Source organism: Halomonas sp. HNIBRBA4712 (genome assembly GCF_043558675.1).
In the GTDB taxonomy this organism is placed as follows: domain Bacteria; phylum Pseudomonadota; class Gammaproteobacteria; order Pseudomonadales; family Halomonadaceae; genus Vreelandella.
In genome coordinates this window covers 283,181-301,837 of the sequence record NZ_JBIFXR010000003.1, presented here as the reverse complement: position 1 = coordinate 301,837, position 18,657 = coordinate 283,181, and the positions used below count along the sequence as shown (strand labels likewise).

At 62.8% G+C, this 18,657-nt stretch carries 18 protein-coding genes and 1 tRNA gene; 12 read left to right on the top strand and 7 right to left on the bottom strand.

Translation table 11 applies throughout. From position 1 onward, the window contains the following. The first annotated feature begins 90 nt into the window (after nucleotides 1-90). The gene (locus ACGK9R_RS08610; protein WP_394580245.1) at nucleotides 91-285 is read left to right on the top strand and encodes a hypothetical protein; all 195 of its coding nucleotides are present in this window, start codon (nucleotides 91-93) and stop codon (nucleotides 283-285) included. A 152-nt stretch (nucleotides 286-437) separates the two neighbouring features. Here ACGK9R_RS08610 and ACGK9R_RS08605 read toward each other — a convergent pair whose 3' ends face one another. From ACGK9R_RS08605 to ACGK9R_RS08585, 5 genes are all read right to left on the bottom strand, one after another. Then, complete coding sequence (locus ACGK9R_RS08605; protein ID WP_394580244.1) at nucleotides 438-1,835, bottom strand: sigma-54-dependent transcriptional regulator; 1,398 nt, start codon at nucleotides 1,833-1,835, stop codon at nucleotides 438-440. 11 nt (nucleotides 1,836-1,846) lie between these two features. Further along, nucleotides 1,847-3,295, bottom strand: a complete 1,449-nt coding sequence (locus ACGK9R_RS08600) for an ATP-binding protein (protein ID WP_394580242.1) — start codon at nucleotides 3,293-3,295, stop codon at nucleotides 1,847-1,849. A 30-nt stretch (nucleotides 3,296-3,325) separates the two neighbouring features. Continuing rightward, nucleotides 3,326-4,483, bottom strand: a complete 1,158-nt coding sequence (locus tag ACGK9R_RS08595) for a PQQ-dependent sugar dehydrogenase (protein ID WP_394580241.1) — start codon at nucleotides 4,481-4,483, stop codon at nucleotides 3,326-3,328. Nucleotides 4,484-4,566: 83 nt separating this feature from the next. Further along, nucleotides 4,567-5,442, bottom strand: a complete 876-nt coding sequence (locus ACGK9R_RS08590) for an AEC family transporter (protein ID WP_394580239.1) — start codon at nucleotides 5,440-5,442, stop codon at nucleotides 4,567-4,569. Nucleotides 5,443-5,515: 73 nt separating this feature from the next. After that, a complete protein-coding gene (locus ACGK9R_RS08585; protein ID WP_394580237.1) occupies nucleotides 5,516-6,442 on the bottom strand; it encodes a LysR family transcriptional regulator in 927 nt (308 codons plus the stop codon). Nucleotides 6,443-6,694: 252 nt separating this feature from the next. On the opposite strand from ACGK9R_RS08585, the gene ACGK9R_RS08580 reads away from it, so the two are divergent. Continuing rightward, on the top strand, nucleotides 6,695-8,653 hold the full coding sequence (locus ACGK9R_RS08580; protein ID WP_394580236.1) for a ligand-gated channel protein: 1,959 nt from the start codon (nucleotides 6,695-6,697) through the stop codon (nucleotides 8,651-8,653). A gap of 147 nt (nucleotides 8,654-8,800) precedes the next feature. On the opposite strand, the gene ACGK9R_RS08575 is transcribed toward ACGK9R_RS08580, so the two are convergent. Beyond that, nucleotides 8,801-11,014, bottom strand: coding sequence for a TonB-dependent receptor domain-containing protein (locus ACGK9R_RS08575; RefSeq protein WP_394580234.1), 2,214 nt, complete (start codon nucleotides 11,012-11,014; stop codon nucleotides 8,801-8,803). A gap of 368 nt (nucleotides 11,015-11,382) precedes the next feature. Here ACGK9R_RS08575 and ACGK9R_RS08570 point away from each other — a divergent pair, with 368 nt between their 5' ends. From ACGK9R_RS08570 to ACGK9R_RS08555, 4 genes are all read left to right on the top strand, one after another. Next, nucleotides 11,383-12,306, top strand: coding sequence for an ABC transporter substrate-binding protein (locus ACGK9R_RS08570; protein WP_394580232.1), 924 nt, complete (start codon nucleotides 11,383-11,385; stop codon nucleotides 12,304-12,306). Between the two features lie 41 nt (nucleotides 12,307-12,347). Next, on the top strand, nucleotides 12,348-13,316 hold the full coding sequence (locus ACGK9R_RS08565; protein ID WP_394580558.1) for a FecCD family ABC transporter permease: 969 nt from the start codon (nucleotides 12,348-12,350) through the stop codon (nucleotides 13,314-13,316). A gap of 90 nt (nucleotides 13,317-13,406) precedes the next feature. Then, nucleotides 13,407-14,486, top strand: a complete 1,080-nt coding sequence (locus ACGK9R_RS08560) for a FecCD family ABC transporter permease (protein WP_394580556.1) — start codon at nucleotides 13,407-13,409, stop codon at nucleotides 14,484-14,486. Continuing rightward, nucleotides 14,483-15,295 (top strand): ABC transporter ATP-binding protein, encoded by an 813-nt coding sequence (locus ACGK9R_RS08555; protein WP_394580230.1) that lies wholly within the window; start codon nucleotides 14,483-14,485, stop codon nucleotides 15,293-15,295. Before ACGK9R_RS08560 ends, ACGK9R_RS08555 begins: the two co-directional genes overlap by 4 nt. 1 nt (nucleotide 15,296) lies before the next feature. Here ACGK9R_RS08555 and ACGK9R_RS08550 read toward each other — a convergent pair whose 3' ends face one another. Further along, the gene (locus ACGK9R_RS08550) at nucleotides 15,297-15,872 is read right to left on the bottom strand and encodes a hypothetical protein (protein ID WP_394580228.1); all 576 of its coding nucleotides are present in this window, start codon (nucleotides 15,870-15,872) and stop codon (nucleotides 15,297-15,299) included. A 127-nt stretch (nucleotides 15,873-15,999) separates the two neighbouring features. On the opposite strand from ACGK9R_RS08550, the gene ACGK9R_RS08545 reads away from it, so the two are divergent. From ACGK9R_RS08545 to ACGK9R_RS08520, 6 genes are all read left to right on the top strand, one after another. Then, nucleotides 16,000-16,076 (top strand) — tRNA-Ile (locus ACGK9R_RS08545). A 335-nt stretch (nucleotides 16,077-16,411) separates the two neighbouring features. After that, nucleotides 16,412-16,582, top strand: coding sequence for a hypothetical protein (locus ACGK9R_RS08540; RefSeq protein WP_394580226.1), 171 nt, complete (start codon nucleotides 16,412-16,414; stop codon nucleotides 16,580-16,582). Nucleotides 16,583-16,644: 62 nt separating this feature from the next. Further along, nucleotides 16,645-16,932, top strand: a complete 288-nt coding sequence (locus ACGK9R_RS08535; protein WP_394580224.1) for a hypothetical protein — start codon at nucleotides 16,645-16,647, stop codon at nucleotides 16,930-16,932. Between the two features lie 107 nt (nucleotides 16,933-17,039). Beyond that, on the top strand, nucleotides 17,040-17,396 hold the full coding sequence (locus ACGK9R_RS08530; RefSeq protein WP_394580223.1) for a nucleotide pyrophosphohydrolase: 357 nt from the start codon (nucleotides 17,040-17,042) through the stop codon (nucleotides 17,394-17,396). Between the two features lie 234 nt (nucleotides 17,397-17,630). After that, nucleotides 17,631-18,392 (top strand): type IV toxin-antitoxin system AbiEi family antitoxin domain-containing protein, encoded by a 762-nt coding sequence (locus ACGK9R_RS08525; RefSeq protein WP_394580221.1) that lies wholly within the window; start codon nucleotides 17,631-17,633, stop codon nucleotides 18,390-18,392. Next, a complete protein-coding gene (locus ACGK9R_RS08520) occupies nucleotides 18,382-18,633 on the top strand; it encodes a hypothetical protein (protein WP_394580220.1) in 252 nt (83 codons plus the stop codon). The genes ACGK9R_RS08525 and ACGK9R_RS08520 overlap by 11 nt, the downstream gene beginning before the upstream one ends. Nucleotides 18,634-18,657 lie beyond the last annotated feature (24 nt).

The window sequence follows — 18,657 nt, the reverse complement described above, 5'->3', positions numbered from 1 at the left end:
GGAAAAAAGCCGGCGCTGGCGCTACGTTGAAAAGGCCTCAACCGGCAACGTGCTTCAAGGAACGCGGCTTATCAGGTCAAGGAGAACGACATGGCTAAATCATCTCATCAACGCGCCCGCGCGCTGCTCTTGAGTGCCCTGCTGGCGCTCGGCGCGGTGGGGCTCTCGGGCTGCGGCGACAGCGACGCGCCCAACCCGGATGCCGAGCCGGAACCGGAGCAGCCCATGGGCACCGGCCCGATGAACAATGAAGACGCGGGCGAAACACCGAGCGACGATCTATAGCGCTCGGAACGCCCAATCGGCGCGTTGATACCTATCGTTAATACCTGTCTTTAATATCTATCTTTAATACCTGTCTTTAATACCTATCCGGCCAGACAGCGCTAACTGTCTGGCCGGTTTTTTGCCGTTCGATGCAAAAGTCACTCTGAGGCTCAGTCGTCGTCTTCCAGACGCCGATAGAGCGTACGCCGGGCAATGCCCAGCACTTCTGCGGTGCGGCGTTTATTGCCGCCGGTGGCCTCGAGTACCTTGCGAATATAGCGCTTCTCGACCTCCTCGAGGCTTGGCCAGCGCGCCGGGGCGGGGGCTGGTGCCTGGGTGCCGGGCAGCACTTCGCCGCTTAGCGTCGGGGTGAATTCGGCATTCGTCTGGGCGCCCGCGTGGTCGCGAAGCCGCTCGGGCAGATCCGCGTGTCTCAGCACGCCCTCTTCGCTTAGCGTCACCGCGCGCATGACGGCGTTTTCGAGCTCGCGCACGTTGCCCGGGTAGGGGTAGTTCAACAGCGTGCCCAGCGCCTCGGGCTCGATCTGCTCGATCTGCTTGCCTTGACCCTCGGCGTGCTTGTCGATCAGCGCAAACACCAGGTGCTCGATGTCGCTTCCGCGCTCGCGAAGCGGCGGAATACGCAGCGAGAAGGTCTCCAGGCGGTAGAACAGGTCGCTGCGAAAGTTCTGCGCCTCGATCTCCTTGTCCAGGTCGCGATGGGTCGCGGCGATGATGCGCACATCCACCGGTTCCTCGCGCTCGCCGCCCACCGGACGAACGGTTTTCTCCTGCAGCGCACGCAGGAGTTTGGCCTGCAGGTTGATCGGCATCTCGCCGATTTCATCGAGAAAGAGGCTACCCCCCTGGGCGCTCTGGAAAAGGCCCTTGCGCGCCTCGTTTGCGCCGGTGAAGGCGCCCTTGACGTGGCCGAAGAACTCGCTTTCCATCAGATCCGCCGGGATGCTGGCGCAGTTGACCGGCACGAAGGGCGCATCATGACGCGGGCTTTCCTGATGGATGGCGCGGGCGAGCAGCTCCTTGCCGGTGCCGCTTTCGCCCAGAATGAGAATCGGCGCGCTGCTCTTGGCCAGGCGCGAGGCGTCGTGAAAAAGCCCCTGCATGGTGGCGCTTTTACCCACGATGCCGTGAAAGCGGCTGGGCTCCTCGGCGTGGGAAAGCGCCAAGCGCTGGCGCTCGAGTACGCGAAACACCGCCTCGCGGATGGCGTCGAGATCCAGCGGCTTGGTGAGAAAATCGTCGGCGCCGAGTTTGAGCGCCTCGACCGCTTGGTCGATGGTGCCAAAGGCGGTGATCACGATGATGCCAAGCTCCGAGCCGCTCTGGCGCAGCTGCTGTAAAAGCTGGATACCGGACATGCCCGGCAGGCGCACGTCGGTGATCATCATCGCTACCGGCGTGTGGCTCAAAAGCGCTATCGCCTCTTCGGCGCTGGGCACGCCAAGCGTGGTGTAGCCGGCGTCATTGAGCTCCTCTTCGAGAAGCTCGCGAATCGCCGCGTCGTCCTCGACGACCAGTAGCGGTAAAGCGTGTTCCTGTTCGGTCACAAGTGTCTTCCTCAGGCGGAGGCGGTTTCTTCGCTCAAGGGAAGGGTGATTTCGAACCCGGCCCCCCCAAGCGCGCTATCGAATACGCCGATCGTTCCGCCGTGATCGTTGATAATGCGGTGTACCATCGAAAGCCCCAGCCCGCTTCCCTGGCCTACGGGCTTGGTGGTGAAAAATGGATCGAACACCTGCTGATGGTGAGAGGCCGGAATGCCCGGCCCATCATCCTCGACCCAGAGCCTGAGCTCGGTTTCCTGCTGTTCGGCACGCACGCGAATCAGGCTCACGTCCGGCGCCTGGGCTGCGTTGCGTAAAAGGTTGGTCACGACCTGAACGATCTGCTGGCCGTTGGCCATAACGCCAATCTCGGGGTTTTGCAGCGCGATCTCCAGGCGAATCCCGCGCGGTTCGAGCTCCTCTTCCACCAGCTCGCTGGCGCTTTTGATCAGCGCATTGAGCGACTGGCGCTCCTTTTCCACGTTGTGCTGGCGGCCAAGTTCCATGAGCTGGCGCACGATATCGACGATGCGCTCGACCTCGCCGCGAATGCGGCCAAGGCGGGCGCGCTCGTCGTCACCGATTACGTCGCGCCGGGCCAGGCGCTGCGCCTGGCCGTTGATCACGGTTAGCGGCGCGCCGATCTCGTGGGCTACCCCCGCCGCCAGCACGCCAAGCTCGGCCAGCTTCTTCGATTTACGCAGGCGCTTTTCGAGTTCGATCTCGCGCTTTCGTCGGTCGTCGATGTCGCGATCCTTCTCCGCCATGGCGTCGAGCATGCCGTTGAGCCCCGAGGCGAGCCGGCGATACTCCGCCGGCCCCTCGACGCTCGCCCGCTGGCGGCGATCGCCATCCTCGACCAGCAGCATGACGCGCAGAATCTGGTTCAAGGGGCGCTCGACGTAGCGGCGAAACCCCCACCACAGGCTCAGTACGATGCCACCGGCGCCGACGATGAACACCAGCACCGCGACGATACTGATAAAGCCGGTATAGTTTTCGATGCCGGTATTGAGTCGGTTGACCTGGAGCACGCCGTAAACGGTGTTGTCCTGGCTGCGCAGCGGAATCAGCGCCGAGTAGTAGGTCCAGCCGTCGTGCTGGCGGTAGTTGCTGTAAAGGTCGTCGCGCTCGATCACGCGCTGGATTTCGTCCGGCGTGAACAGATTCTTGCCAAGCCCCAGCCCGTAGATCTCGCGCCCCTGGGGATCGAACACGTAGGCGCCGTAGATGCGATGAAACGAAAACGCCGACTGCAGCGCCTCCTCGAGCGGGGCGGCGCTGTCGCGGGCGACCGCGTAGCTCAGGGAGGTGCTCAAGGCGCGGGTGATGATCTCGACCTCGGTTTGTAGCTTGGAGCGAACGTTATCCTCGAGCGCCTTGATCGCCACGAAGCTGAACACCACCAGCGCCACGAACAGCGGCACGATGACCGTCAGAATCATCAGGTTACGTAAGCGCATCGGGCATCCATTGCGGCGTGGTCATCGGCGTTACTCCACCGGCATCAGGCGGTAGAGCCCGCCCTGGTCGCTGTCGGTCAGAAGATAGATACCGCCGTCCGGGCCTTCGCGCACGTCGCGAATGCGCCCGACTTCGCCCTGCAGCACCACTTCGCTCTCAACGACCTCTTCACCGTCGATGACGAAGCGCGCGAGCTTTTCGCTGGCGAGCCCGCCGGCCAGCAGATTGCCCTGCCAGTTCGAGAAGCGCTCGCCGCTCACCTCGGCAAGCCCGGAGGGCGCAAACCGGCCGTCGAGATCGACCTTCGGGTCGACCATGCCCGGCATCGAGTCGGCGCCAATGGGCTCGTTGGTGGCGTAGTCGTTGCCCAGCGTCACCTCTGGCCAGCCGTAGTTAGCGCCGGGCTCGATCAGGTTCAGCTCGTCGCCGGTGCGCGGGCCGTGCTCGGAGACCCAGATCTGGCCGTTGCCGCGCACCGCCATGCCCTGGATATTGCGGTTGCCGAGCGAATAGATCTCATCGAGTGTGTCGGCGTCGTCGACGAAGGGGTTATCCGCGGGTACGCCGCCGGTCTCGGTCAGGCGCAGCGTCGAACCCGCATGGTCGTCCCGCGCCTGGGCGCGGCTCGGGTCCGAGCCGCGATCGCCCACGCTCATCATCAACGTGCCGTCGCCAAGCCAGGCGAGCCGCGAGCCGTAGTGGCGCCCGGGCCCGGAGGCGCGGTCCTGTTCGAACAGCTCCTCCACCTCGCCGAGCGCATCGTTTTCAAAGCGTACGCGGGAAAGTGCGGCGCGCGTGCCGCCAGCGTCCGGCTTGCTCCAGGTGAAGTAGATCCAGTCATGCTCGCCGTCGCCAAAATCCGGGTGCAGCACCACGTCGAGAAGCCCGCCCTGGCCCTGGCCGCTCACCTCGGGCATGCCGGAAAGCGGCGTTATTTGGCCCTCGGGGGTGACCAGGTTGAGCGTGCCGCGGCGCTCGCTGACCAGGTAGCGCCCGTCCGGCAGAAAGGCGACCGCCCAGGGGCGCGTAAGGCCATCCGCCACGCGCTCGATGGAGAAGGTAGCGGCGTCGGTGGTGATCGCCTCGTGGGTGATCTCGGCCTGGGCGGCCTGGGCGCCGGCCAGCAGCGCCATAGCGCCGAGCAGGGGCCGGGCGCGGGGTAACGAAAAAGCGGGTAATCGCGACATGACGCTTTCCATGGCTCTCTCCAACCAGAAACGGTGATCGATGCTGCGAAGACTTTCGCGGCGCACTCAGGTTCCTTTATACGCTACATCATAAACGCCAGCAGTGCAGGCAGGTAGAAAACCGCCAGCAGCGTCGAGCAGAACACCAGGCTTGCCACGTACACCGGCTCGCGCTGGGCGCGCTGGGCGAACAGGTAGTTGAACACCGCGACCGGCATGCACATCTGCAAGATCAGGATGTTCCGGGCAAGCTCCGGAAGTCCGAGAAGCGAGGCGACCAGCCAGGCGGCGCCGGCGGCCAGCGGAATGCGCAGCAGGCTGAATCCTACCCCCGAGCGTAGATTCTTCACCTGAATGCTGGCCAGCGACACGCCAAGGGTGATCAGCATCAAGGGCACGGTGAAGCCGGACATCAGATCCACGATATTGGCCAGCCACCCCGGTAGGGGCGTGTCGGTCAGAAGCAGGGTCATGGCGATCAGGATCGCGTAGACGGTTGGCGTCTTGACCAGGGTTTTGAGCGGGTTACCGCGGCTGGAGAGCATGGCGCCGATGGTGAACTGGAAAAGCGACACGGTCACCATGACGGTAATACCGTAAACGAAGCCGGCGCTGCCGAAGGCGTAGAGCACCACCGGCAGGCCCATGTTGCCGGTGTTGGGGTACATCATGGGGGCGATGATGACCCGCCAGTCGCGGCGCAAAAGCCTGGCCACGCCGAAAGAGATGGCGCCCATCAGGCTGATGACCGAGGCCGTGGCAAGCATGGTCTTGCCGAAGGTGTGGGCATCGATCGAGGCGCCGGCAAGCGATGCCAGTACCAGCGACGGCGTACCGATGTTGAACACCAGCCGGGTGACGAATTCGATGGGGTAGGGGTGGCCACGGCGCACCCAGAGAAATCCCAGCCCGGCCCCGGCCAGTACCGGCGCCATGACGGCAAACAGTTCGATGAGCATTCAGCGTTCCTGGAAAGCGTAGGCCCCCATTGTCCTCAATCGTATCGTTAGCTGGCAAGGTTTCCCGCCCGGCTCACGCCTTCGCGGGCTCGAAGGCGGCCGGTGACGACCAGTGGGGTGGGCGGTGTTGGCGCAAAAAGCTCAACAGCGCACTCACCCGGCGTGACTGGTGGCCGTAGGCATACAGCATCGTGATCGGTAATGGCTTCGCCTCCCAACCCGGAAGGCACGCTATCAGCTCGCCCGGGTGATACTCCTCACGTCGACTGACGATCCAGTGGGGCAGCAGTCCGATACCTTGCCCGCTGGCGATCGCGTCCACGTGGATCAGGGTTTGATCCACCCGCAGGCGCGAGCGCGGCGGCGAGAACACGTACTCGGGCGCGTTGGCGTGGTAGAGCGGCAAGCTGGTCGCGGCGGTATCGAGCAGATCGATCCAGGCGTGGTGATACAGGTCGTCGGGATGGGAAAGCGATGGCGCCCGGCTCAGGTAGCGCGGGCTGGCGTAAAGCCCGCGGGTCATTTGCCCCAGCCGCTCCTGGTTGAGCTTGCCCTCATCGAGCGCTCCCAGCCATATATGCACGCTGTTGCTTTTGAGCGTTCTGGGCGGTCGTTCCCGGCTTTGCAGCGTGAGTTCGATACGCGGGTGGCGGTCCAGAAACTTCTCCACCACCTTCGCGACCCAGTTTCTCGCCAGCACGCCATGTACTTCCAGCGTGATCTTGCCGCTGATCTCCTCACGTAACTCCGCAAGCGCCTCCTGACTCTGGCCGGCGAGCGCCAGAAGCTCATTGCAGTAGCGATGAAACAAAACCCCCGCCTCGGTGGGCGTCAATTGATTCGCCTGACGCCTCAGCAGCGGCTGATTCAAACGCGTTTCCAACTGGCGGATTCGTCGGCTAAGGGTGGATTTGGCAACGCCCATCTTTTGGGCGCTTTGAGTCAGGCTACCGGTCGCCATCACTTCTGAAAAAGCAACGAGTTCGTCAAAATCGTACATGAAAGCGGGCCCGCCAGAGTCAAGGTTACGTCGTGTGAGCGTAATGCCATTTGCAAATAATACCGCATTGAACGTAACGCAGTGTGTCAGTACGAGAGGAAAATGAAAATACGATCGATTCTGGTTGCGTTTAACGCAACGCGATGTTTCGCGGGAAATCGAACCAAATGTGAGAGCATGTAAATGCTAATAATTAGCATTTGGCAAGCTATAACATCATCGCGATCATCGGATTATCATAGGAACACTGTCATGTCTTTCACTTTGCGCAAAACGCTGCTCGCAAGCGCAGTCTCCGCGCTCGCCGTTACCCCGGCCTGGGGGCAGGAGAGTACCTCGCTGAACAATATCGTGGTTACCGCGGCAGGGTTCGAACAGCAGGTCACCAATGCCCCTGCTTCCATCAGCGTGCTCAATCGTGAGGATATCGAGCGCGGCCGCTACCAGGACGTGACCGACGCGCTGCGCGACGTACCCGGTGTAATCATCACCGGCGGCGGTGCCGGTGATAACGGCAACGATATTTCGATTCGCGGCATGCCTGCCGAATACACCCTGATTCTGGTGGACGGGCGCCCGCGGCGAAGCCGTCAGAGCCGGCCCAACGGCAGTGCCGGCTTCGAGCAGGACTGGTTGCCGCCGCTGCAGTCCATCGAGCGCATCGAGATCGTGCGCGGGCCGATGTCCACCCTTTACGGCTCCGACGCTATCGGCGGGGTCATCAACGTGATCACCCGTACCGTTTCCGATACCTGGCACGGCAACGTGCAGATCGATACCACCTTGCAGCAGGACAACGATTCCGGCGATAGCCGCCAGGCGAACTTCTACGCTGGCGGCCCGCTGGTGTCAGACATCGTTGGCCTCGAGGTGTACGGCCGCGCCTCCCAGCGCGACGAGGACGACATCGTCAACGGCTACGAAGAGAAGAGCCTGCAAAGTTTGACCGCCAGGCTGAGCCTGGACGCCAGTGAAAACCACGACTTCAGCGTCGAGGCGGGCATCACCGAGCAGGATCGCCGCTCGCGGGTCGGGCGCTCGGCCCAGGCCGAAGGCTGCCGCGGTGAGTGTACCGACAGTTTCGGTGAGTACACCAACGAGCACGTCGCGTTGACCCATAGTGGAAGCTTTGGCTGGGGCACTACGGAAACCTTCGTGCAGCGTGAAAGCAGCGAAAACCGCTCGCGCGAGATCGAAATTACCAATACTACGGCGAAGACCAGCGCGGTGTTGCCACTGGGTATGCACATGGTGACGGTCGGGGCGAGCTACGAGAAAGAGGAGCTCGAAGACGACACCACCAACCAGATTTCCGATCTTGATCGGATCGACCAGGACCGCTGGGCGCTGTTCGTCGAGGATGAGTGGATGTTGACCCCCACCTTCGCCGTGACCGGCGGGGTGCGACTGGACAAGGACGAAGAGTTCGGCAGTCATGTAAGTCCCAGGCTCTACAGCGTATGGAACATGACGCCGGAGTGGACGCTGAAAGGCGGTGTCTCGACCGGTTTTCGCGCGCCGGCGCTGCGTGAGATCACGCCCGGCTGGGGGCAGGTCAGCCGTGGTGGCAATATCTACGGCAACCCGAACCTCGAGCCGGAAACCTCGCTCAACAAGGAGATCGCGCTACTTTACGGCGACGACAGCGGCCTGAACGGCAGCTTCACGGTGTTCCATAACGATTTCGACGACAAGATTTCGCGGGTTGCCTGCCCGATCGAACTCTGCGTCGACGGCGCCAACCAGTTCGGCAGCGACCCGACCTATCGCATCAATATTGACGAGGCCGTCACTCAAGGGGTAGAGGCGAGCTTCGGCGCACCGCTCACCGACGCGCTGGCGCTGTCGGCGAGCTACACCTACACCGACTCGGAGCAGAAAAGCGGCGAGTACAAGGGCAACCCGCTGACCCAGCTACCCAAGCACCAGGTGTCGGCCTCGCTCGACTGGCAAATCGATAGCCAGCTCAGCCAGTGGACCCGGGTGACCTACCGCGGCGAAGAGAGCCAGCCCACCGGCGGGCGCTCCAGCGGCTCGCTCGTGGCGCCGTCCTACACCTTTGTGGACACGGGCCTTGGCTACGCGCTCAACGACACCACCACGGTCAGCGCGGGGATCTACAACCTGTTTGACGAAGACGTGAACTACGACGACTACGGCTACATGGAAGACGGCCGCCGCCTTTGGCTCGGCCTCAACGTCGATTTCTGATCCAAAACGACTTCACTCAAACGGCGCCTGATGGCGCCGTTTCTTTTGCCATGATGCCCGTGCGCGCAAAAAAAGCCCCGGCCTGGGCCGGGGCTGAGTCAGCAAGCGTCATGAGCGCGCATTGAATCGGATTGAAACTTGCCGCGTTTAAAAGTCGTAGGTGGCGGAGAGCCAGTAGCTGCGACCGTCGAGCGCAACGCCGTCGGTGGCGCGGCCGGTCTGGGTGTAGTCGTAGGCGATGAAGGTGTCGCCGTCGAATTCGTAGGTCTCGTAATCCGAGAAGTCCTTGTCGAACAGGTTGTACACCGTGCCGGTCAGGCGAACGTTGTCGGTGAAGCGGTAGGTCGAGCGCAGATTGAACAGCTCATAGCCTTCGAGCTTGTTGCCCAGCTGCTCGACCAGCGCGGCATCGCTGCCCGTTACATTGCCGGTGAAGCGGTCGCGCGAGGCGTAGTACTCACCTTCCAGGGTAGTACTCCACTGCGGGTTGATCGCCCAGGTCAGATCCGCGGTGATCTTGTGCTTGGGCGCATTGGTCAGCTTCTGGCCTTCGTTGTCGCCGGAGGTGACTTCGGTGTCGGTGTAGGTATAGCCGCCGCTTACGCGCCAGGCCGGGGCGAACTGGTAGCTCGAGGTCAGCTCGAGGCCGCGGGTTTCGGCGCGGTCGACGTTGATCTGCTGGCTGAAGCTGTCCTGGGTGGTGAAGTCGCCCACGCTCAGGCAGTTGGCCACGTTGGCGAAGGGCTGGTTGCCGCTACTGTCGATGAACTGGCAGTTGGGGATATCGTCGCCGTCGGCGATCCGATCGCGGAACTGGGTGAAGAACACCGTAGCGCCGGCGGAGAAACCGTCGAGGTTGTCGTAGATCGCGCCGATCTCGTAGTTGGTGCTCTTCTCCGGCTCGAGATTGGGCGAGCCAAGGCTTGCCGAGAGCCCCTGGTTGCCGAAGCCGTTGATGCCATTGTGGAGCTGGTTCAGCGTCGGCGTCTTGTAGCCCTGGCTGATACCGCCTTTCAGCGTCCACTCGTCAGTGGTGTTCCACACCAGGTAGCCGCGCGGGCTGAAGTGGCCGCCGAAGGCGTTGTGGTTCTCGTAGCGCCCGCCCAGGGTCAGCGCCAGGTCATCGGCGAGCATCCACTCGTCCTCGACGAACAGCGCCCAGCTCGACTGGCTGAACTCTTCGCTACCGGCGGTGGCGTCCGTCAGTTTGGCGTCGATGTACTGGCCGCCCACGGTAAGGATGTGCGCATCCAGCGGCGCGACGAATTTGGTATCCACCACGGTGTCGCGGTTTTTCAGCGTGCGCGGCTCGCCGCCCTGGGCAACGTAGCCGTAGGCCGGAGCGTTGCCAGCGGGCAGGGTGCGCCCGAGCGACTCGGTTTCGTTACGCGTGATGCTGGTGTCCCAAGTGCCGGCGGCCAGCCGCGCGGAGTGGCCGAGTGCGATCTGGTCGCGCTCGAAGCGCAGCTCGTCCTCGTAGCCGAAGAACTGGGTCGGCGCCGGGGTTTCGCAGTCGTTGCGGCGCAGGCCGTCGCGGCTGCCCAGGCGGCAGTCGCTGTTGTCATAGACCTGGCGGGCGCGCTCGGCGTCGAGCCAGATCTCGTTGGTGTCGTCCGGGGTAAAGCTAACGCGGCCGCCGATGGAGTAGATGCGCGCCTCGGAAGGGCGGGGGTCGCGGCCAACGCTGTCTTCGACCAGCCGCTCGGAGCTGTCGCGGTCGAACACCCGACCGCGAAGTTGAAGGCCCAGAGTGTCCTCGACCAGCGGGCCGGAAGCGTAGAGGTTGAGCGCCTGGCTGTTACCCGCGTCGCGATCTTCCTGAATGGTGGTTTCCGCCGTAACCGAGCCTGCCCAGTCGGTGCCGATGCGGCGGGTGATGATGTTGACCACCCCGCCAATGGCATCGGAGCCGTAAAGCGTCGACATCGGCCCGCGAATAACCTCGATGCGCTCGATCGCCGAAAGCGGCGGCATGAAGCTTGTGGAGGTTTCCCCAAAGCCGTTCGGCGTGACATCACCGGACGTGTTCTGGCGGCGTCCGTCGATCAGGATCAGCGTATAGCTACTGGGCATACCGCGAATCGAGATACTTTGACCGCCGGTCTTGCCGGTGCCGGCGCGCACATCCACGCCCGGCACGTCGCGAATCGCCTCGGCGATGTTGGAGTACTGGTTCTGCTCGAGTTCCTGACGGGTCACCACCGAAATGCTCGCCGGGGCGTCGTTGAGCGTCTGCTCGTAGCCGGCGGCGGTGACGACTAGGTTGTCGAGATTGGTCGCGGTTTCCTGACCGTGAGCGGACAGAGCGACGGTGCCCAGCGCGACGGCGCTGGCGATAGCGGAGCGGGTGAAGCGAGCCATGAAGCAACCCTTGCTTGAACGTGGTAGACGAGTCGAACGAAATGACGATTCTGATTTGAATGAGATTTGTTATCAAATGTGATCGAGAGTCTAAAAACAATAGTTCCCAAATTCGAGAAAATATCACGGAACGTTGCGTTGCGGTTCGAGCAACCTTTAGCGCGCTATTTTTTATCGCTATAGCAGCTTGGGTCGCTAATCGACCTTGATGAAGGGATGTGTAGACAACTCGGCATGTCGGGTAATGCAATTGCGTTTGAGAATACTTACTATTCAGCGTTGGCACGATCTGGTATCGTGACCGGGTTTTCAATCAGGGTCTCGTGGGTTTTTCGACCCTTCCTTCCAGTGATGCAAGAGGGCATACGATGCTGCGTTACGTACTGCGTGTTGGCTTGGCGAGTGTAGTAATGGGGGGGCTGATGGCGAATGCCCAGGCCCGCGAAGTGAGTACCGCCTTTGGCGAGGTGGACGTGCCCGACGCCCCGACGCGTATCGTGACCCTGCATGAAGGCGCGCTGGATACCTCGCTTGCGGTTGGGGTCACGCCGCTGGGCGCGGTTACCTCGCGCGGCGTGGACACCGTCGCCGACTACTTCGGCGAGTACACCGACCTCGACGAGCTGCAGATCGTTGGCGTACCGCGGGAAACCAACATCGAAGCCGTGCTGCGTTTGGAGCCCGACCTGATTCTGGCGCCTTCGCAGCTTCCCGACGAGCAGTACCAGCTGCTCTCGCGTATCGCCCCGACCGTGGTGCCGGATGCCGACGGCTTGACCCGCGACGGCTGGCGCGACGAGGCTCGCTTGTACGCCCAGGCGCTGGACAAGGAGGAGGAGCTCGAGCGCGTGTTTGGAGACATCGACGAGCGCGCAGCCAGCATCAAATCGCGTATCGAAGAAGCAGGCGAAGGCGGTAACGCCTACGTGGTGCGCTGGATGCCGGGCGGCCCGATGGTGATGTCGGCAGAGCTCTTCGCCACTGGCGTGCTCGCCGCCACCGGTATCGAGGCCGAGGATGGCGGCCTGGTCGCCGAAGGGCGCCCGCATAGCGACGTGTTGAGTCTCGAGAATCTTTCACAGATCGATGGCGACTGGCTGTTTTTGGCCACGCTCAACGAAGACGGCGAGCAAGCGCTCGAGGCGGCGCGCCAGAGTAGCGCCTTCGAACGGTTGGACGTGGTTCAGGCCGGGCACGTGGTGCCGGTAGATGGCCAGGTATGGAGCAGCACCTCCGGCCCGCTGGCAGCGCAGGTCATTCTGGACGATATCGAACAAGCCCTGTTGCAGTGACAGCGCTGACTCTTTCCCGGCGTCTCGATACCCGAACGCTGATCGTCTCTCTACTCACCGCCCTCGTGGCGGTGAGTGTCGTTAGTCTACTCATCGGGGCGGGCAGCGTATCGCCTTCGCGGGTGATCGCCATGCTGTTGGGCGCCGACGACGCCGAGGCGCGCTTCGTGGTGTGGGAGCTGCGCGCTCCGCGAACGATGATCGGCCTTGCCGTGGGCATGGCGCTCGGCGTGTCCGGAGCGCTGTTGCAGGCGGTGACGCGTAACCCCTTGGCGGAGCCCGGCCTTCTGGGCGTGAGCGCTGGGGCGGCCTTTGCCGTGGCGCTGGCTCTGGTGCTGGGCGCGAGTGCGGCGACGCTGCGTATCTCGGTGGCGCAGCTCGGTGCCCTGGTGGGGTGTCTGTGCGTGCTGGGGGTGGCGCGTTTTCGCGGCGTGGGCAACGACCCGGTGCGCCTGGTGCTGGCCGGCGCCGCGTTCTCGGGGCTTCTGGGCGCGCTCACCTCGTTGATTCTGTTTTTCGATCAGCGCTCCGCCGACGAGATCCGCTTCTGGGTCGTCGGCAGCCTGGCCGGGCGTCGATTGGACGATCTGGTCGCGGTTCTGCCCACCATCGTGTTCTGCGGCGTGCTGATTGCGCTTCTGGCACGGCCGCTGGCGGCGCTGGCGCTGGGTGAGCGCATGGCCAGCGGGCTGGGGCATCATCCGCGCCTCATTCGCGCACTGATCATTCTCTGCGTGGCGCTTCTGGTGGGGGCGGCCACGGCGATCGCCGGGCCCATCGCCTTCGTTGGCCTTGTGGTACCTTTTGTCGCCCGCGCCTTCGTCGGGCCGGACATTCGCCGCACGCTGTGGGTCAGCCTGCCGGTAGGGCCCTTGATCGTATTGGCGGCGGATATCGTTTCCCGCGTCGTGGTGGCGCCTTCCGAGCTTCCGCTGGGCGTATTGACGGCGCTCTTCGGCGCCCCGGTGCTGGTGGCGGTGGTGCGCGCGCGCCGATTGCCGATGCTCTAAAACGCGCCCTGGGTGGGCCTTGCATGTGATTTTCCGAGTTGAAGAGAGATGTTAAAGCAAGATAGTGCGTCGCGGGTGCCTGGTGCGGCGATGTTCGAGACCTCGTCGCAAGCGTCACCGACGCTGCGTCCACCCGACGGCTACTGGCGTTTGGGCGACCGTGACGGCAGCGGCCTGAGTATTCTGATCGAAAAGCGCAGCGTCGGCGTCAATCTGCTGTTGGCACTCGCGCTACTGCTCGCCAGCATCGCTTACCTGAGTTTGGGCACCACCACCCTCGACCCGCGGGCGGTCGTTCAGGCGCTGGTTGGGCAGGGCGACATGATGACCGCCTTCATGGTTCAGGAGCTACGCCTGCCGCGGCTGGTGGCGGGGTGGCTGGCCGGTGGCGCCTTCGCCCTGGCCGGCATATTGATGCAGACCCTGGCGCGCAACCGCCTGGCCACCCCCGGAATCATCGGCATCGACAACGGCGCCACGGCGTTTGCCGTAGCCTCGGTGGTGGGCCTCGGGTTTTCGCTGGCGCCTTCGGCCATGGCGCTGACCGGTGCGGTTACCGCCGCAGTGCTTACCTTCGGCCTGGCCACGGGTAGCGGCACCCAGGGCTATCGCTTCATCGTCGCGGGGATTGGCGTGGGTGCGGTGTTTGGCGCGGTGACCCAGCTCATGCTGGCCCGCGTGGGCATCGACACCGCCAACGCTGCCTACCCCTGGACGGTGGGCTCGCTCAACGCCAGGGGCGGCGGCTCGGTACAGCTACTCGGTATTGGACTTGCGCTCGGGTTCGTGCTGGCATTCGGCCTGGCGCGCTCGCTCACCGTGCTGCGTTTCAGCGAAGCGACCGCGCGCGGGCTGGGTGTCAGCGTCGACGCACGACGCTTTCAGATTCTCATGCTCTCGGTCGTGCTCACCGCGCTGGCCGTGGCCGTGGCGGGGCCGGTGGGGATGGTCGGGCTGATCGGCCCCGAGATCGCCCGGGCGCTCAGCTCGCCGCGCCACGTGCCGGTACTGGCTGCCACGCTCTCAGGCGCCCTGGTGATGGTACTGGCAGACCTGCTCGGGCGCACCATGATGGCGCCGATCGAACTGCCCGTAGGGATCATTACCGCCATCGTCGGTGGCCCCTGGCTTCTTTGGATCTTGATGCGCCCGCAAAGGAGTCGCCCATGAAGGACGTTTTCACCCCGCCAACGCTTGCGACCCAAACCCTTGGCATGAGCTACGGCCCGCGCCGGGTCATTGACGGGCTGGACGTCGAACTGCCCAGCAGCCGCGTGACCGCGATCGTGGGCCCCAACGGCTGTGGCAAGTCGACCTTGCTCGCGGGCCTGGCCCGGTTGCACAAGCCGGATGAAGGCACGGTGCTGCTGGATGGCGCCGACATTCAAGGCCTGCCTTCGCGCAAACTCGCCACGCAGCTGGCATTGTTGCCGCAAGAGGCCGTCGCGCCGGAAGGATTGACGGTCACCGAGCTGATTCGCTTTGGTCGCCAGCCGCACCAGGGATGGCTGCGCCAATGGTCGGCGGAGGATCAGCGGGTGGTGCAGCACGCGCTGGGGGCGGCGGGGTTAGAGGCGCTCGCCGAGCGGCCCATCGACGCGCTCTCCGGCGGCCAGCGCCAGCGCGCCTGGATCGCCATGACCATCGCCCAGCAAACGCCGCTTCTATTACTCGACGAGCCGACCTCGGCGCTGGACCTGGGCCACCAGATCGAAGTGTTCGAGCTGGTGCGCCACCTGGCCTGCGACCACGGGCGCACCGTGGTGATGGTGCTGCACGACCTGGCCAGCGCCTGCCGCTATGCCGACCATATCATCGCCATGTGCGACGGCCAGATCATCGACCAGGGCGCGCCGGAAGACGTGGTAACGCCGGACCTGGTGCGCAAACTCTACCAGGTGGAGTGCACGCTGCTCACTGACCCGGATACCGGAAGCCCGCTACTGGCCAACGTGCGCCGAGCGGCAATGCCTGCTTGAACTAGCGGTTCACCAGCAGCGCATCGAGCGTGACCGGCACGTGATCGGCGATCTGCTGGTAGCCCAAAAGCGACATGACGCTGCGCACCGTGTTGTTGGCCATCAGCGTGCTGCCGTCGAGCGCCATCGGCTCGGCGTGGGTCACGCGCACCTGGTTCAGGCCCTCGCGAGTAAAACGCAGCGGCACCTCTTCCTGGCGGTTGATGCCCTCGTTCTGCACGCGGAAGGTGAGGGTTTCCACCATCGACTCGCCGATATCCAACGCGTCCAAACGATCCGGCGACATCTGCGCGTTCAACGTCACCAGGGTGGAGTCGGTCAGAAGCCGCGCCCACACCGGCAGCTCGCCAAAGCGCGAAAGCAGATCGGTCTGGTTGAGCTTCAGCGGCAGCGTCAGGGTGCCCTCCGGCGAGATGTTGCCCTGAAGGTTACGCACCTGATGGCGATGGGTTTGCGGCGAGGCGCCGTCGAGCTGCGTGATCGTCGCCTCGACCTGAGACTGGCTCGAATCCAGCTGCCAATCCGCAAAGGCCGGCACGGCCAGCACCAGCGGTACAAGAGCAAACAAGGCTTTCATGGCATGACTCCAGAGTAAGAACTCCACAGCAGACTCGCCCATCGGGTAAAAGTGCCGTGGTGATCGCAAGATAGCGCCCCAAGGGTAGCCTCGCCCCGCCACATTCGCTATGATATGCACGCTTTTCGGGCCTATAGCTCAGTTGGTTAGAGCAGGGGACTCATAATCCCTTGGTCGTAGGTTCAAGTCCTACTGGGCCCACCATTTCTGGTTTTTATCAAGCGCTGGCTTCTCTAAAAAAAGAAGGTGGCTGCCTTCCCGCTCCTTCTCTCGTATCTGTTCCAGTCCTATTGCCATTTTAAACACAGCGAGCGCCAACTCTGTTGAGTGAATGATATTGGTTCGTCATGCAACAACGGTTGACATGTTAGTTTACGTTTCGCTTAGTCTGTACAATAAATGGATGCTTTAAGCGCTTGGTATTACTCAAACGTTGCTTTATGAGGGCAGTTGGTGCCTCAGCTTTTTCAACATACAAAGCTTTAGCGTTATGCTTTTGATGATTGTCATTACAGCGCATAAATTATGGAGTCAAAACCATGGCACAACTGATACCGGATACCCAAGCCATGCTCGATAGCCTCCGAGCCGCCGTCTCTGAAGCGCTGGAGCGTAAGCGTCGGCTAGGCCATTACGCCGTCGTTTGGCAAGACGGTAAGCCTGCTTTAGTGGGCGAGGATGCGCCGAAGCAGAAGGTAGATCATCAATAGATCTGCTGGTGCTGGCTCACCCTGGTCGCTGTTCGGAATCATTTGATCATTACAGGAGTTCGATGATTCGGCGCATCCCCAATGGCGCCTGTTGTCTGTTCCGTGCCAACCCCGGCGGCACACGGCAGGGCAAGGTCGTCGTGGTGCAGCATCGCGCCATCGAGGACCCGGACCACGGCGGCAGCTTCACGATCAAGCTGCACCAGAGCGAAGGTCGAGAAGTACGGCGAGCTCGTGAACCAGCGCATCGTGCTGAAGCCCCAGACCAACGCCTCGGCTATAAGGACATCGTGCTCGAGAACGAGCTCGAGGACCTGAAGGTCATCGGCGAATTCCTCACCGTGCTGTGAGCGAGTGGGCGGCCGGATCGCCGGCTATGCCGATGTAGGCTAGATAGCGAGCGGTAGAGCAGGCATGCTCACCGCTATCCGATACCGCAGAACCAGGTGAGCCTTGGATGTCAGACCCGTTCAAGCAGCTCCGAGACGCTATGGACCAGTTCGCCACCGAGCGCGACTGGGACCAGTTCCACTCGCCCAAGAACCTGGCCATGGCGCTAACGGTAGAGGCAGCTGAATTGCAGGAGTGCTTCCAGTGGCTGACCGAGGCGCAGTCCAGGGAGCTGGATGAGCAGCAACTGACCGCCGTGCGCGACGAAATTGCCGATGTGCAGCTCTATCTGATCCGGCTGGCGGGCAAGCTGGACGTGGATATCGAAGCTGCATGCCGGGCGAAGATGGAGAAGAATGCGGAGCAATATCCCGCCGACCAGGTGAAGGGAAGTGCGAAAAAGTACACGCACTATCAGGATTGACGTGATGTGTGGCCGCTTTGTCTCCTGCAGCGACCTTCTCTGCTAGCTTTGTTCCTCAAACTACCTCCCGCTGAATTCGGCCTAAAGGAAGGCCGGAGACTCAGCTTTCGGTTTAAGTTTTTCCTCTAAAGCGGCCATTAATGGCGATTACATGCTTGAAGATAAACCTGTGTGGTTTATTCTTCACTCTGAAGACGGAATTTAAGGCCGCTTTTTTACGTGAAAATAAACCAGATGCTGCACAAGATCCCGTATGGCGCTGTTGTAACGACCGCCTGGCTGGTGTCACACGGCGTCACCTCGGATCAGGCGCGTAAGCTGGCCAGCAGTGGCTGGCTGCAACGCGTGGGGCACGGCGCCTACTGCCAAGCGGGAGAGCCTCTTACCTGGGAGAGCGCTGTTTTCGCCCTGCAGTCGAGCGACGGCTCGGGGATGCCACCATTTTGGCCGGGGGGCCAGACAGCCCTGGCACTGCATGGCTTTGTCCACTATCTACCCATGGGGGAGAGCACAACGCACCTGTATGGCAAGGAAGCCGTTCGGCTGCCCCGGTGGTTGAGTTATGCCGAGTGGGCAGGGCGGATGGTGCTCCACTCCGAAAAGGGCCTGCCGGTGCAGCTTCCCGGCAGCTTCACGGACTACGCGCCGGATGGCAGGACCTTTAGCTTGCAGGTATCGACCCCCGAGCGAGCGGTCCTGGAGTGGATCGCCGTGACGCCGAATGAGCTGCTGTTCAGCAGTGAGCTGGTCGACACCTTCGGCGGGCTCAATACGCTGCGTCCGCGCCGGCTGCAGGCATTGTTGGAGGGGTGCCGTTCGGTGAGAACGAAGCGTGCCTTCCTGGTGCTGGCTCGCCACGCCGGGCATGCCTGGTACGGTCGTCTGGAACCACGCCGACTGGACCTCGGCAAAGGCAAGCGGCAGCTCTGCCAGGGCGGCAAGCTGGACAGGGAATATCACGTGACGGTGCCGGAGGCGTTCCTGCATGCCGATTGACGTTCGTTACCACGAACAAATCGGTTGCTGGCCTCGTTACCCCAGCTCAGTTCCCTATACACAGGCCTATGCCGGGTTGATGGTGAAGGCACGAGAAACTCGCACCGAGCTCACTGTCGCCGATGGCTACATCGCAGCGATCACCCTAGCCAACGGAATTGCCGTGGCAACGAGAGCTCCCGAACGCTTCGAAGCAATAGGCGTGTCGGTAATCAACCCGTGGAAGATGAAAGCCGCATAACGCCAAGTAAGTTGGACGGCGAAA